This window comes from Escherichia sp. TW14182 (genome assembly GCF_000208525.1).
In the GTDB taxonomy this organism is placed as follows: Bacteria; Pseudomonadota; Gammaproteobacteria; order Enterobacterales; family Enterobacteriaceae; genus Escherichia; species Escherichia ruysiae.
This window is the reverse complement of sequence record NZ_AEJZ01000001.1, coordinates 1-15,279: the sequence shown is the minus strand read 5'-3', so window position 1 is coordinate 15,279 and position 15,279 is coordinate 1. Positions and strand designations below refer to the sequence as shown.

At 49.3% G+C, this 15,279-nt stretch carries 16 protein-coding genes; 3 read left to right on the top strand and 13 right to left on the bottom strand.

The window, feature by feature from the left end:
- The 6 genes from phsC to fumD all read right to left on the bottom strand — a co-directional run bounded on the left by phsC (position 1) and on the right by fumD (position 5,592).
- The gene (gene phsC, locus EQY_RS0100075; RefSeq protein ID WP_001070019.1) at positions 1-786 is read right to left on the bottom strand and encodes a thiosulfate reductase cytochrome B subunit; all 786 of its coding nucleotides are present in this window, start codon (positions 784-786) and stop codon (positions 1-3) included.
- Positions 783-1,451, bottom strand: a complete 669-nt coding sequence (locus EQY_RS0100070; protein WP_050545344.1) for a 4Fe-4S dicluster domain-containing protein — start codon at positions 1,449-1,451, stop codon at positions 783-785. Before EQY_RS0100070 ends, phsC begins: the two co-directional genes overlap by 4 nt.
- A 63-nt stretch (positions 1,452-1,514) precedes the next feature.
- A complete protein-coding gene (locus EQY_RS0100065) occupies positions 1,515-2,165 on the bottom strand; it encodes a YdhW family putative oxidoreductase system protein (protein ID WP_000019337.1) in 651 nt (216 codons plus the stop codon).
- A gap of 12 nt (positions 2,166-2,177) precedes the next feature.
- Entirely contained in the window at positions 2,178-4,280 is a 2,103-nt protein-coding gene (locus EQY_RS0100060; protein WP_001273487.1) for an aldehyde ferredoxin oxidoreductase, read from the bottom strand.
- A 20-nt stretch (positions 4,281-4,300) separates the two neighbouring features.
- Positions 4,301-4,927 carry a ferredoxin-like protein gene (locus EQY_RS0100055; RefSeq protein ID WP_001070270.1) on the bottom strand — a complete coding sequence of 209 codons (627 nt, stop codon included), beginning with the start codon at positions 4,925-4,927 and terminating at the stop codon, positions 4,301-4,303.
- 455 nt (positions 4,928-5,382) lie between these two features.
- Entirely contained in the window at positions 5,383-5,592 is a 210-nt protein-coding gene (gene fumD, locus EQY_RS0100050; protein ID WP_000528337.1) for a fumarate hydratase FumD, read from the bottom strand.
- Positions 5,593-5,945: 353 nt separating this feature from the next.
- On the opposite strand from fumD, the gene ynhH reads away from it, so the two are divergent.
- The 3 genes from ynhH to lpp all read left to right on the top strand — a co-directional run bounded on the left by ynhH (position 5,946) and on the right by lpp (position 8,107).
- Entirely contained in the window at positions 5,946-6,140 is a 195-nt protein-coding gene (gene ynhH / locus EQY_RS27185; protein WP_242664678.1) for a protein YnhH, read from the top strand.
- Between the two features lie 7 nt (positions 6,141-6,147).
- Positions 6,148-7,560 (top strand): pyruvate kinase PykF, encoded by a 1,413-nt coding sequence (gene pykF / locus EQY_RS0100045; protein ID WP_010346010.1) that lies wholly within the window; start codon positions 6,148-6,150, stop codon positions 7,558-7,560.
- Positions 7,561-7,870: 310 nt separating this feature from the next.
- Positions 7,871-8,107, top strand: a complete 237-nt coding sequence (gene lpp, locus EQY_RS0100040; protein ID WP_000648420.1) for a murein lipoprotein Lpp — start codon at positions 7,871-7,873, stop codon at positions 8,105-8,107.
- 63 nt (positions 8,108-8,170) lie between these two features.
- Here lpp and ldtE read toward each other — a convergent pair whose 3' ends face one another.
- The 7 genes from ldtE to sufA form a co-directional block, all read right to left on the bottom strand.
- Positions 8,171-9,175: a L,D-transpeptidase LdtE gene (gene ldtE, locus EQY_RS0100035; RefSeq protein ID WP_000817076.1), complete on the bottom strand. Its 1,005-nt coding sequence runs from the start codon at positions 9,173-9,175 to the stop codon at positions 8,171-8,173.
- Positions 9,176-9,323: 148 nt separating this feature from the next.
- A complete protein-coding gene (gene sufE, locus EQY_RS0100030) occupies positions 9,324-9,740 on the bottom strand; it encodes a cysteine desulfuration protein SufE (RefSeq protein ID WP_000279732.1) in 417 nt (138 codons plus the stop codon).
- Between the two features lie 12 nt (positions 9,741-9,752).
- Entirely contained in the window at positions 9,753-10,973 is a 1,221-nt protein-coding gene (gene sufS / locus EQY_RS0100025) for a cysteine desulfurase SufS (RefSeq protein ID WP_000144611.1), read from the bottom strand.
- Positions 10,970-12,241, bottom strand: a complete 1,272-nt coding sequence (gene sufD, locus EQY_RS0100020; protein ID WP_000908091.1) for a Fe-S cluster assembly protein SufD — start codon at positions 12,239-12,241, stop codon at positions 10,970-10,972. Before sufD ends, sufS begins: the two co-directional genes overlap by 4 nt.
- A complete protein-coding gene (sufC, locus tag EQY_RS0100015; RefSeq protein WP_000948866.1) occupies positions 12,216-12,962 on the bottom strand; it encodes a Fe-S cluster assembly ATPase SufC in 747 nt (248 codons plus the stop codon). The genes sufD and sufC overlap by 26 nt, the downstream gene beginning before the upstream one ends.
- Positions 12,963-12,971: 9 nt before the next feature.
- Positions 12,972-14,459, bottom strand: a complete 1,488-nt coding sequence (sufB, locus tag EQY_RS0100010; protein ID WP_024212343.1) for a Fe-S cluster assembly protein SufB — start codon at positions 14,457-14,459, stop codon at positions 12,972-12,974.
- Positions 14,460-14,467: 8 nt separating this feature from the next.
- Entirely contained in the window at positions 14,468-14,836 is a 369-nt protein-coding gene (gene sufA, locus EQY_RS0100005) for a Fe-S cluster assembly scaffold SufA (RefSeq protein WP_000367173.1), read from the bottom strand.
- Positions 14,837-15,279: the final 443 nt, after the last annotated feature.

Sequence of the window (15,279 nt, the reverse complement as noted above, 5' to 3'; positions counted from 1 at the left end):
TTAATGTCGGTGATAGCCATCGATCATACATTTAAAGGTTTCGTGCGGAGTACGCCCCGTAGTGCAAAGATAGAGATGACCGAAGATGAAAAAGAGGCTAATAAATGCCAGAGCAAAATGCGCTTGTAATAACCAGTATCTTACGCCAGGAAACGCATCGCCCACGACTTGCGGATAGAGACACAACAGCCCCGTCACCAGTAATAACGGCAGTAATCCATACATCACCCCGACATAGGCTACCTGCTGTAAGGGATTAAATTTAGACTGCATTGTCGCTGGAAAAGGGTGCGCTTCCCCCTGCATAATGCCAGACAGATAAAATCGCGTTTGTTTCGCCGCTCGCCCCAGCCACCCTTGACGACGAATGCGATAGTGGTGACCATTACCCCCAACGGCATTAATCAGAACAAAGCCAAGCCAGCATACCAGTAACAAGAATCCACAAACTTCATGCACAGCAACCAGACTTTTGACCGCAGCTGCGCCCACCAGCGCAAAGTGATTAATTAGCCCACTTGCCAGCAACAATACGAAGAGTAATGCGTTCGACCAGTGCCATAATCTGACCGCCTTGCTGTAAAGATAAATCTTCTCACCATGATCGGTGGCTGATTTCTTCACACCACGAGCACGAAGCAAAGCGTGCAGGCCCAGGACTAACCACATCCCAACCAGCAATAGCCCGGCAATGACCAGCCACACCGGCCAAAATTCAGGGGCGAACTGTGGTACATAGTTCGCCAACTGGCTCTGAAACTGTTCAGCATTTTGCGACGGGTTCATACATTTTCCTTCTTAATCAAATGTTGACCGAACCGGCGATACAAATGCGGTTTCCCGGCACCAGGTAGCTGATATTGATAGTATTTATTTTCCTGTAACCACGCCTGAATTTCTGGGCTATCTTCGCGGCCAAAGATCAATGCGTGTTCCGGGCAGGCGCTGACGCAAATGGGCGGAAACCCTTTTGCCAGCCGGGACTCGGCGCAGAAATCACATTTATCCGCTACTTTAGTCACAGGGTTAAGGTAACGAACCTGGTACGGACAAGCGCCAATGCAATAACTGCAGCCGATGCACTGCGATTTTTCTACCCGCACGATCCCCTGCTCATCACGCCACGACGCCCCTGTTGGGCAAACGTCAATGCAAGGAGCATCTTCGCAGTGCTGGCATGACTGGCGAAAAAAGTGATACAGCGTTTCGTTGTCGTTATCGGTGACAGGAATGTGTGCTATCGATAAACGGCTTCCCTGAGCAGGAACGTAATTGGTCTTGCGACATGCACGGGCGCAAATATTACAACCATTGCACCGTGACTCATCGTGAATCATGGCATACCGAACTTCCTTTTCTTGCCTGGTGTTCGCTAACAGCGAAGACGCAGAACCAGTAAAAAAGATTACTGTTCCCATCCCCAGAACAAATTTGCGTCGAGTGAAGGACATCTGATTATCCCCTAATGCAGTGGCTGCAACTGTCCACCCTGTCCATGACATTTCCCTGAAATTTCAGGGATTCTGAAACTGCTCTACCTCGAACCATTCGCATAAGCCATAAGCCTTGCCATAGCTCATATACCGCTCACTAAACAGGTACAGCACCGCTGTCGATGACTCAACCTGGCGTATATCGGCATATTCAGGGGCAACATCCATCGCGGCTATCGCGGCTTCAATCTGCGCGTCCTGGAAGTAATATGGCGCTTGCCTCAGCATGGCGACTTTGTAGGGTCGCGGATACGTCTGGCACTCAAAACGAACGACATGAGCAATGGCGCGACAAATGTCCTGCTCCACAACTTGCAAAGACATCGCCGCGTAGTTTTCGCTCATGGCCTGCGTTGAGTAATAGTAATCATCGTGAGTTCCCGTGATACAGGCGATATCCGCGTAGTCTCCGTTCTGTTTTATGCCTTCCAGCAAAACAGACAGATCCTCTTCAGCAACCGAATAGGGTGGCGAGAGAAACACGCCGCGCGCCACCAGTTGACCCGCTACCGAATGCTGGCGGATAAACTCTGCCAGGACGTCTGTAGGTTCTGGTTCTGCGATGTCTTCACTGACCGTATCACCGGTGTGACGCATCCCCTGCAACCATTGACACTTCACCTCATCAACTTCGCTGACGCCGGGTAGCGGCAGCTCATCCTGATGGCTCATCTCACCTATTCCTTACGCCGGAAGCAGATTGTGTGCAGCCAGATCGGTGGCAATATCTTCCAACCCCAGACGCTGCAACGTTTCACGTGTCGGACAACCGAGTTGTGGATCCCAGCCCATTTCCTTGTAGAACATCGTGAGAGACGCGTACATATCGTCGCGATCCATTTTGTCAGTTCCTTCGGTAAAGACCGGGATCTGCGGATCCTTGTCGAATACCCAGGAGCAAATAAGATCGTGCTCATTACGCATATCTTTGGTTTGCATCAGTTTTACCGTGTAAGCACGATGCAGTGTAAAGATACGTTCAGCGGCTAAATCTAATTTTTCCTGGGTCATCTCTTCACCGGTGATCGCTTTGAAGAATTTGGCTTCTAAAGCAAGGTCACCACGGTAATTACGGCTCTTCAGCGGCGAAACGGTCATTGGCCAGACCCAGTTGCACAGGGTGACGGCGTTATGCAAACAGACCCGCAACAGTGACCATTTGGCATATTTAATTTTTGCGTCATTGATCGGCGTGTAGTTTTTGGTTTCGTCGTAAGCATCTTCAGAGCCAAAAAGCTCTTTCGCCACTTCACGCTGCAATTTCAACGGCAGACCGGAACCAATAAAGTTAATGTGGGTGTGCGTCATGCAATCGCGGTTGAACATGCAGTTAACAATGGAACCAACTTGCGCCGAGGCTTCATTAGCATGGTGAACCGGATAGCCAAATGGTGACCAGAGTTTATTTTTCGCGTAACCCCAATACTCTTCGCCCAAATTCCAGCGTTCCGCAATGGCATATGAGCCATCAGCCAGGTGGCTCAACTCACCCACGCGATGCGCCAGACGGTAGTAAAAATCTTTGATGAAGTTAACGTCACCCGCTTCCAGCTGATCCCAGCGAATTTCCGCATACTCTTCAGCAGGCAGAACGCGTTTGAACACGCCTTTGCTGTAGCAATACGAAAAATCTCGATGTAGCTGCCCGTAGTTACACCACAGACCATAGTCATCAAACAGATTCAGACCAACCAGATTACCAATGACACGACCATCGTCTTTATCTTCAAAATCTTTCGGCCCGTTCGGGAAGATGGTGGTATGGACAAAGTTTGCTACACAAGTGTTACCGCCGGTGCTGGGCACGCCGAACTCTTTGACCCGAGGAATGTTCATCTGGGTCATACAACGAATTGGGCAAGAGTGGCAGCCGCTCATTTTTACCGTGTATTTCTCTGCCGCCGGACCTAAGTCAAAAACGGATTTATAGGTGCGAAAACCGACCGTGTTCTGATTTCCCGGCGGGATCTCTCCTGTTTCAATCGGGCCGCCTTCCGCCGCTCCCCAGAACAAACCTTTACGCGCCGTCCAGCGAGACTTGGGATCGGAGTACTCCGCCCACGATTGCGGTGTACTTGGCACCACATGGTTGTTATTAGCCCCGATAAGTTCGGTCATCATGTAGTCATTGAGACGTTTCATTTCCTGACGATCGGCAATGTTGACCCCCTTAGTCCCTTCAACTGCAATCGCCTTGAGGTTTTTCGACCCCATTATTGCGCCAGTTCCCGCGCCACCACTGTGATTACGGCTATTCAACATGCCAGAGAGCGGCACAAGGTTTTCACCAGCCTGACCAATAGCTGCCACACAGGTTTCCGGGCTGGTCAAACGACAAATTTCTTCCGTCGTGGCTCGCGTCCCTTTACCCCATAGGAAATCTGCTTTTTCAAGGGTAACTTTGTCATCTTTAATATTCAGCCAAACCGGTGATTTCGCTTTCCCTTCGATAATAATGACGTCGTATCCAGCGAATTTCATTTGCGCGGCAAAAAAGCCGCCCATATGGGCATCGACGACTAAATTTCCTTTGGTAAAAGTGGAAAGTGAGGTGATATTTACGCGAGAACTACAGGGAGCACCAGAGCCAGTTAATGGCCCTGTAGCGAAGACTAATTTATTCGCTTCATCGAAAGGTTTAGTGCCAGCAGGCACTTCGTCATACATAATTTTGTAGCCAAAGCCCATGCCACCGACAAAACTTTTAAACTTACTGGAATCTTCGAGGGTAATATTTCCTGTCGTGAGATTGACTCTTAATATATTACCTGTCCAACCGTTAGCCATGATTTTTTCCTTTGCAAGATTCACACAGTAATATCTTTCCACTCGATAATTTTTAACGCCCCTGTTGGGCAGGCATTTGCGCATTCACCGCATAGCACACATTTCGAGGATTTTTTACTTTCGGTATTTACGGTAGCCATCATCCACGGACATGCTGTGGTACAGGCGCTACAACCAATACAACGTTTATGATCGACGACAATACAGCCTTCTTCCTGCTGCCAGGTAATCGCGCCAATCGGGCAAACGTTCATGCATTGCGGATCTTTACATTGACGACAGGTGTCAGCGGTATAGTTCAGATCGCCATACAGGCCACCGCCTGATCCTATTCCATTGTCGCCAAAGAAATAATTGCGATGAATTTTAATGCGGGAGAAAAAAGTGCCCACTGAGCCATCGTTGAAGTTGGTACAAGAGATTTCACAGCGATGACAGCCTGTGCATCTCGCTCGCTGGGTCACCAGCACCCCTTTGGGGGTATTTATCAACCCAACCGTGCCGCTATCAATATCTTCCTGTTTGCAACCCAAAAGTGACAGTAACGCAGGGGCAATTGTTAAACCAGCAAGGCCTTTTCCTGATATACGCAAGAATTCTAATCGCGTTAAGCCAATATCTAATAGTGGACGTCCAACCGGGTTCATTTATTTCGCATCCTCTTCGCAAACACAGTGCTGACAATTCAGCAGCCTGATATTAAGCATTCAACTAATACGCTGCTGACTCTGTCCCCAACACCAGATATTTTCCCTAACCCGATAGTGTATGAGAAAGATTTAACGCTGATAAACTAATCCTTTATGGTTAGGAGAAAAAATAATGTGATTATTCTGAGCTCTTAACATTGATCGTTATCAATTAAAATCACAAAGTGAAAAATTAAAAGTGGACTGATATTTATTATCATCTGAAATTAATTTCATTTAAGCGACAATTATTTGTGATATTCATTCCAGAAAATAAAAATAACATTATCGTTATACACTTTAATACATATCGCAACTGATATAATTTCATCAGTTGCTATTTATGAAAATTAGCTGTGACTGCGATTGAAAGAAACGTATCAGGATGAAGCGTTGCACTTCATCCTGAACGATCATTTTACCAGCGCGTTAATGACGGTTTCCATCGCCTGTTTTTCCAGTTCACTACGTTGAATGCGTTTATTGGCTAAAGCCGTGCGTAATACGCCAGCGATGACAATATGTTTTGGTTCCTGTCCCAAATCGCGCATTTCCAGCACAACTTTACCGACTACCCTGCACATCTCGCGGTACAGTTCGTCATCTTTTGTTCGATTTCCCATTCTTTATACCTATTTATCATGCCAACTATCAGCATATATCAATCTAATCAATTAAACAAAAACCAAATAAAATCATATAAATAACGCGATAAATTATTTTGACTGTAGCGATTGAGCGATGGTGTATTTATACACCTGATGAACATACACTCCTCCCCCTCTGGCGACCTCACCTCCAGATGTTGCGCAAACAACGAAGTTTTTGCGTAATCTTTTCCCAGGAACGTTAAATCTTTGATAACAATTTATTGTCTGGCGACTTGTATATTTTTTGAAACGCTGTTTTTGTTTTCCTTTTGGATTAATTTCAGCGTATAATGCGCGCCAATTGACTCTTGAATGGTTTCAGCACTTTGGACTGTAGAACTCAACGACTCAAAAACAGGCACTCACGTTGGGCTGAGACACAAGCACACATTCCTCTGCACGCTTTTTCGATGTCACCTATCCTTAGAGCGAGGCACCATCACTTTCGTAATACCGGATTCGCTTTCCGGCAGTGCGCCCAGAAAGCAAGTTTCTCCTATCCTTCTCAACTTAAAGACTAAGACTGTCATGAAAAAGACCAAAATTGTTTGCACCATCGGACCAAAAACCGAATCTGAAGAGATGTTAGCTAAAATGCTGGACGCGGGCATGAACGTCATGCGTCTGAACTTCTCTCATGGTGACTATGCAGAACACGGTCAGCGCATTCAGAACCTGCGCAACGTGATGAGCAAAACAGGTAAAACTGCCGCTATCCTGCTCGATACCAAAGGTCCGGAAATCCGCACCATGAAACTGGAAGGCGGTAATGACGTTTCTCTGAAAGCAGGCCAGACCTTTACTTTCACCACTGACAAATCTGTTATCGGCAACAGCGAAATGGTTGCGGTAACTTATGAAGGTTTCACTTCTGACCTGTCCGTCGGCAACACCGTACTGGTTGACGATGGTCTGATCGGTATGGAAGTTACCGCCATTGAAGGTAACAAAGTTATCTGTAAGGTACTGAACAACGGTGACCTGGGCGAAAACAAAGGTGTGAACCTGCCAGGCGTTTCTATTGCCCTGCCGGCACTGGCTGAAAAAGACAAACAGGATCTCATCTTTGGTTGCGAACAAGGCGTAGACTTTGTTGCTGCTTCCTTTATCCGTAAGCGTTCTGACGTTATCGAAATCCGTGAGCACCTGAAAGCGCACGGCGGCGAAAACATCCAAATCATCTCCAAAATCGAAAACCAGGAAGGCCTCAATAACTTCGACGAAATCCTCGAAGCATCTGACGGCATCATGGTTGCTCGCGGCGACCTGGGTGTTGAAATCCCGGTTGAAGAAGTTATCTTCGCCCAGAAGATGATGATCGAAAAATGTATCCGCGCACGTAAAGTCGTTATCACTGCGACCCAGATGCTGGATTCCATGATCAAAAACCCACGTCCGACCCGCGCAGAAGCCGGTGACGTTGCGAACGCCATCCTCGACGGTACTGACGCAGTAATGTTGTCTGGTGAATCCGCAAAAGGTAAATACCCGCTGGAAGCTGTTTCTATCATGGCAACCATTTGCGAACGTACCGACCGCGTGATGAACAGCCGTCTCGAGTTCAACAACGACAACCGTAAACTGCGCATTACCGAAGCTGTTTGCCGTGGTGCAGTTGAAACTGCTGAAAAACTGGATGCTCCGCTGATCGTCGTAGCAACTCAGGGCGGTAAATCTGCTCGTGCAGTGCGTAAATACTTCCCGGATGCAACCATCCTGGCGCTGACCACTAACGAAAAAACTGCACATCAGCTGGTGCTGAGCAAAGGCGTTGTGCCGCAGCTGGTTAAAGAGATCACTTCTACTGATGATTTCTACCGCCTGGGTAAAGAACTGGCTCTGCAGAGCGGTCTGGCGCACAAAGGTGACGTTGTAGTAATGGTTTCCGGTGCACTTGTACCGAGCGGCACTACCAACACCGCATCTGTTCACGTCCTGTAATATTGCTTTTGTGAATTAATTTGTATATCCAAGCGCCCTGATGGGCGCTTTTTTTATTTAATCGATAACCAGAAGCAATAAAAAATCAAATCGGATTTCACTATATAATCTCACTTTATCTAAGATGAATCCGATGGAAGCATCCTGTTTTCTCTCAATTTTTTTATCTAAAACCCAGCGTTCGATGTTTCTTTGAGCGAACGATCAAAAATAAGTGCCTTCCCATCAAAAAAATATTCTCAACATAAAAAACTTTGTGTAATACTTGTAACGCTACATGGAGATTAACTCAATCTAGAGGGTATTAATAATGAAAGCTACTAAACTGGTACTGGGCGCGGTAATCCTGGGTTCTACTCTGCTGGCAGGTTGCTCCAGCAACGCTAAAATCGATCAGCTGTCTTCTGACGTTCAGACTCTGAACGCTAAAGTTGACCAGCTGAGCAACGACGTGAACGCAATGCGTTCCGACGTTCAGGCTGCTAAAGATGACGCAGCTCGTGCTAACCAGCGTCTGGACAACATGGCTACTAAATACCGCAAGTAATAGTACCTGTGAAGTGAAAAATGGCGCACATTGTGCGCCATTTTTTTTGCCTGCTAATTACTGCTATTGCGTCGCGCGTAACATATTTCCTTGCTCTGGTTCACCATTCTGCGCTGACTCTACTGAAGGCGCATTGCTGGCTGCGGGAGTTGCTCCACTGCTCACTGAAACCGGATACCCTGCCCGACGATACAACGCTTTATCGACTAACTTCTGATCTACAGCCTTATTGTCTTTAAATTGCGTAAAGCCTGCTGGCAGTGTGTACGGCATCGTCTGAACGTTCTGCTGTTCCTCTGCCGACAGGGGGCGATGTACTTCCACATAACGCATTCCGTTCGGTTCTACAGAGTATTTCACCGGCTCATTGATCACTTTCACCGGCGTCCCCGTCCGCACGCTGGAGAACAAGGCTTTAATATCCGGTGCGTTCATACGAATACAGCCCGAACTGACGCGCAAACCGACGCTGTCCGGCGCACTGGTGCCATGAATGAGATATTCGCCATTGCCGTGCGCCAGGCGCATTGCGTAGCGTCCTAGTGGGTTATTTGGCCCGGCAGGAACGACTGGCGGCAATTTTATGCCACGCTCCAGCGAACGCTGCCGAATACCAGCGGTCGGTGTCCAGGTAGGGTTAGGGATTTTCTGCCCAACCCGCGTTTCCATCACTGGCGTTTCCAGCCCCTGCAAGCCAATGCCTATCGGGTAGACCTGCACGATATTTTCTCCTGGCGGATAATAATAAAGACGCAGCTCGGCAAGGTTAACGATAATCCCCTGACGCGGCGCATCAGGTAATAACAGTTGTGAAGGAATCGTTATCGTCGTACCTGGTTTTGGCACCGGGGCGATCGTGTTATTGGCTTCCAGAATCAACATTGCCGCAGTATCAAAACGTCGGGCAATGGCCTGAAGGTTTTTATCCCCCTCTTGCACCGTATACGTTTGATTTTGCCCAACCAGTCGGCTGCCGGTTGGTGGGAGTGGATAATCTACCGCCCAGGCAGCGTGTATGGCGCTAAACGCGCCGATAAGGGTCAGTGTAAGCAGAGACGCGCGTTTCATTGTAAACCTCCTGTATTTGCCGGAGACTCACGCTAAGACGTCGGATGGTGCTTTTGCTTACCTGAAGCCGAAACACTCCTGTGCTGGTCAGAGTAAACATCGACCATCCGGCAATGTGAGTCATCCAGATGAAAGCTGTTCCTTTAGTTTAGCTAAGTGCAGCGGCTTTAGCGCGGATTGCACGAATCATCGCTTCCAGACCTTGTGAACGAGATGGGGTGAGATGCTGAGCAAGCGCCATTTTTTCAAACCACGGGCGAACGTCAAAATTAACAATATCCTGCGGCGTCATCTGGTCATAGAGAATAAAAACAACCGCAATAAGCCCTTTCACAATGGCGGCATCGCTGTCGCCCTGCAATTCAATAATTCCCTGCGCATTCTGGCGCATTACAATCCATACCTGACTCTGACAGCCCTGAATACTATTTTGCGGGTTTCTGTCTTCATCGCGTAATTCCGGCAGACGCTGACCCAGTTCAATAATGTAGAGATATTTCTCTTCCCAGTTGGCGCAGCGTAAAAAATTACGCAGCAATTTTTCTTTATCCGGCAATACAGCCATAGAGCCTCCCTGTTATCCCAGCAGACGATGAATGCGTTGCAATCCTGTCACCAGACGATCCACTTCTTCATGGGTGTTATACATAGCCAACGACGCCCGACACATAGCCGGAACGTTATAAAACGCCATCAACGGCATCGCGCAGTGATGGCCGGTACGCACAGCGATACCGTAGTTATCAAGAAAACTGCCAACATCATAGGCATGATGTTTACCGAGATTAAAGGCGATAACGCCAAGTCTGTCCGGTGGCCCATACAGAGTAAGATCCGGCACTGCTGTCAGTTGTGACAGCGCGTAATGCATCAGATTCTGTTCGTACTCAGCAATGTTGTTAAGCCCCAGAGCTGATACATACTCCAGCGCCGCACCAAGACCAATAATGCCCCCCGTATTGGGCGTGCCGGCCTCAAACCGCCACGGCGCTTTGGTCCAGGTAGTACCCTCGCTAAGGCTGACGGTGGCAATCATAGACCCGCCCCCTTCCCACGGCGGCATCTCCTGCAACAAGGCTTCTTTAACATAAAGAATGCCAATGCCGGTGGGGCCATACAGTTTATGCCCGGAAAAAACGTAGAAGTCGCAATCCAGCGCCTGCACATCCACCGGATGATGCATCACTGCCTGAGCGCCATCCACCAGCACTTTTGCGCCATGCTGGTGCGCAAGTGCGATCATTTCCGGCAGCGGATTTTCCGTCCCCAGTACATTAGACACGTGAGTAATCGCCAGCAGGCGGGTTTTCTCATCAAACAGATTAGGCAACGTCTCAAGTTGCAGCGTGCCGTCCGGATTAAGCGGGATCACCCGCAGCTCTGCGCCAACGCGCGCGCAAAGCATCTGCCAGGGAACAATGTTAGCGTGGTGTTCCATCTGACTGATGATGATGTTATCGCCTGCCCGCACGTTGCTATTGCCCCAGCTATTGGCGACCAGATTGATCCCTTCCGTCGTGCCACGGACGAACACCAGCTCTTCCGCCGAACGGGCATTGATAAACAGCGATGCACGCTTACGCACGTTCTCCATTTTCTCGGTCGCCTGGGCGCTTAACGTATGAATACCGCGATGCACCGCCGCGTAGCCGTGACGATAAAACTCAGCCTCGGCGTCAATCACCTGGCTCGGTTTCTGCGCACTGGCGGCGCTGTCGAGATAAGCCAGCGGCAAACCGTTCACCTCACGCGAGAGCACCGGAAAATCGGCCCGTACCTTCTCAACGGAAAAAGTCATCTTGCACCTCCCGGCAGCCGTTGGCCGATTCGAGCCAGCACCTGCTGTTTAAGACCCTCATCGCGCAAGGCTTCCGTCAGTTCGGCGGCAAAGGCATAGATGATCATCTGCTGGGCATCCTGCTGATTGATCCCGCGAGAACGCAGATAGAACATTTGCTCATCATCAATACGCCCGACCGTTGCGCCGTGGCTGCATTTCACATCATCGGCATAAATTTCCAGTTGCGGTTTGGTATCCACTTCCGCCAGCTTGCCCATCAGCAGATTATTATTGGTCATCTGGCCGTCAGTCTTGATGGCATACTGCGCGACATTAATCAAACCATTAAATACCGCGCGCCCTTTGTCGCTGACGATAGTTTTGTGCAACTGGCGGCTGTTACAAAAACCTTTATTGTGTTCCAGCCAGGTGCGGGTATCGCACACTTCATTTTTCACCGGCATCGCCAGGCTATTAATCCGCAGCGTACTGTTTTCGCCATTAAGTTGCGTACTGGTGTTGTGCCGTAACACTGCGCCACCAAGCAGAAAACTGTGGCTAGATGCGGTGGCATCGTCTGCCAGCAGCAAATCGTTATGGGCAAAGTGGTGACTGACCGGGTTTTCAAACGCCAGCTTGATATGCTGCAAGTGGGCGTTCGCTGCGACGTTAATAGTGAAGCGCGCGCCGGTAAAATGGCGGGCATCATTAAGGCTGACAAAATGTTCAATCACCGTCGCTTCCGCGCCTTCCGCCAGTTCCAGATGATGGCGATAATGGGCAGTGTTCACCTCTTCACCTGACACGCCCTGGGTAATATGCATTAACAGCAATGGCTTTACAGGCCGTTGACCGCGCTTCACCGCAATATGCGTAACGCTTTGCGCCAGGCTTTCCGTCAGATGCAGAAACACTTCTGGCTGAATAGCATCGGGTAGCCCCTGGCGTTCGTCGTTTATGCTCACGTCATATCCGCTGCCTTCAGTTGCATCGCTCAGTGCTGGCATGTAACGTCCATCGACAAACACCAGTCGCACGGCGTCTAACGTTAAGGCTAAGGCATCACGCTGCTGTGGGGATATCTCCCCCGCAATGCTGACAAACTGGCTATTGGTCAGCCCTTCCAGCGGCGTATATTTCCAGTGCTCATGTTTACGCGTCGGCAGACCGGTACGCAGCAATTGTTGTAAATGCTGCTGCGCTTGCGGGGAGCGTTTTGCCCCTTCAGCCTCAAACAAGTGATGCCACTGTTGCAGCACGTTACTGCTGTTCACTAAGCCAGCCATAACCCTGCTCCTCCAGTTGTTTGACCAACGTGAAATCGCCGGATTTCACAATTCGCCCCTGATACAGCACGTGGACGTAATCAGGCTTGATGTAGTCAAGAATGCGTTGGTAGTGCGTCACGATGATGAATGAACGCTTGCCATCACGCAGCGAGTTCACGCCATCGGCAACCACTTTTAATGCGTCGATATCCAGCCCGGAGTCCGACTCATCAAGAATGCATAACTCCGGCTCCAGCACTGCCATTTGCAAAATATCGTTGCGCTTTTTCTCGCCACCGGAAAAACCAACGTTAACCGAACGGGTTAATAAATCTTCCGGCATCTTCAACAGGGCGATTTTCTCTTCCATCAAATCCTGAAAATCGAAGCGGTCGAGGGTTTCCTGACCGCGATAACTACGCACCGCATTGAGCGCCGTTTGCAGGAAAAACTGGTTACTGACGCCAGGGATTTCCACTGGATACTGAAAAGCCATAAAGATCCCTTCGCCTGCACGATCTTCCGGCGACAGCTCTAGCAAATCTTTGCCTTTAAACTCAACCGAGCCGCCCGTCACTTCATAATCTTCGCGCCCGGCAAGCGTTGCCGATAAGGTACTTTTGCCCGAACCGTTTGGCCCCATAATGGCGTGAACTTCGCCGGGACGAACGTCGAGGCTTAATCCGCGCAGGATAGCTTTATCTTCCACGCTGACGTGTAAATCTTTAATACTTAACATGTTTATTCCTTATCCGACGCTGTGTTCAAGACTGATGGCGAGGAGTTTTTGTGCTTCAACGGCAAATTCCAGCGGCAGTTCCGAGAACACGTCTTTGCAGAAACCGTTAACAATCATCGAGATGGCGTCTTCTTCGCTGATCCCGCGTTGCAGGCAGTAAAAGAGCTGATCTTCACCAATACGCGATGTCGTTGCCTCGTGCTCCAGTTGTGCGCTGTTATTGCGACATTCGACATACGGGAAGGTATGCGCCCCGCAATTAGCGCCAATCAGCATTGAGTCGCACTGAGTGAAGTTGCGCGCATTGGTTGCCGTCGGCATGATTTTCACCAGGCCGCGATAGCTGTTCTGGCTGTGTCCGGCAGAGATCCCTTTCGAGATAATGGTCGATTTGGTGTTCTTACCGATGTGGATCATCTTGGTGCCGGTATCAGCCTGCTGATGACCGCTGGTCAGCGCCACTGAGTAAAACTCACCAATGGAGTTATCGCCGCGCAAAATACAGCTTGGGTATTTCCAGGTAATGGCTGAACCGGTTTCCGATTGCGTCCACGACATTTTGCTGTTTTCGCCTTCGCACAGAGCACGCTTGGTGACGAAGTTGAGAATACCGCCGGTGTTGTTATCGCCAGGGAACCAGTTTTGCACCGTGGAATATTTCACCTCGGCGTTTTTATGGATGATGACTTCCACCACCGCCGCGTGTAGCTGGTAGCTATCACGCACTGGTGCGGAGCAGCCTTCAATGTAGCTGACGTAGCTGTCTTCGTCGGCTACCAGAATGGTGCGCTCAAACTGCCCGGTTTTTTCTGCGTTAATGCGAAAATAGGTGGAAAGTTCCATCGGGCAGCGCACGCCTTTAGGTACATAAATAAACGTACCGTCGGAAGCCACCGCTGCATTGAGCGCGGCAAAAAAGTTGTCATTCCCAGGCACCACGGTGCCGAGATATTTCTTCACCAGCTCCGGGTGCTCATGAATCGCTTCGCCAAAGGAACAGAAAATGATCCCCTGCTCCGCCAGTTTTTCGCGATAAGTGGTGGCAACCGAAACAGAATCGAAAATGGCATCCACCGCCACCTCTTTGCCTTCCCGCACCGGTACGCCCAACTGCTCAAATGCCGCTTCAACCTCTTTACTTAAAAAAGCGTTTGCGCCGGTTTGTTGCACCGCGCCCGGTTCAGAAACACAGGTGTCATCGCAGTTACCACATGAAGGCGCGGAGTAATAGCTATAATCCTGATAATTCAGCTTATCGTAGTGCGCCTTCAACCAGTGCGGCTCTTCCATCTCCAGCCATGCGCGAAAGGCGTTGAGACGAAACGCCAGCATCCACTCCGGTTCATTACGCTTCGCCGAGATTGCGCGCACCACCTCTTCGTTTATGCCCTTAGCCAGCTCATCAGTGGCTAACTGGGTGAAGAATCCTTCTTTATAATTCAGCGAGCCGCCAGTCCAGGTTTTGACATCGTCAGTTGCTTCAGTATTACGAGACATAGTACCGCCTATACCCCGAAGCTTTCGCCACAGCCACATTCATTCTGGGCTTTCGGGTTGTGAAATTTGAATATCTGATTGAGTCCTTCGCGAACGAAATCGACTTCCGTGCCATCAATAAACGGCATTGCTTGTAGCGGGACATACAGCTTCGCGCCGTCTTGTTCAAACAGCAGATCGTCTTTGTCCGGCTCGCTAACACTGTCGAGTACATAGCCAAAGCCCGCGCAACCCGTTTGCTTCACGCCTAAGCGCACGCCGACCATACCTGGCTGCTTTGCCACCAGCTCGCGGATGTGCACCGCCGCTGCGGGTGTCAGCGTTAAGCCTTGCCAGGCGAAATCCTGTGGATTAAAGGTTCCTGAATGCATGTCCATCGATTTACCTCACTTCATCGCTTTCAGCGTATAACAGCATGTTAGTGATAATGATTATCAGTTCAACCCAGCAAACGCAGGGGCTTTACCGTAAAACATGCTTTTTGCCTGCATTTAATAAGCATAGACCCTGATGTGCGGCTTAACAGGCACGCTAAGAATTAGGTATCTCATTGTTAGTTAATGATTATTACCGGAGGGCATTTAAGACTGTGATGGAAAAGAAAAAGTTGTATTGAAAATGACTATTTAAGAGATAGGTAAAAAGTGACTCGTTCAGAAATAAGAAAACCCTTAAGTATGTTCAACACAGACTTAAGGGTTTCTACCCCATCCGGCGCTTATCTCCGGCACTCACAGTGGCTTAGCTCTTGAAGGGGCGATAAGAATAATCTCATAAAGCTAAGCCAGCGTTGGTAGTGACTCCAACTTACTGATAGTGT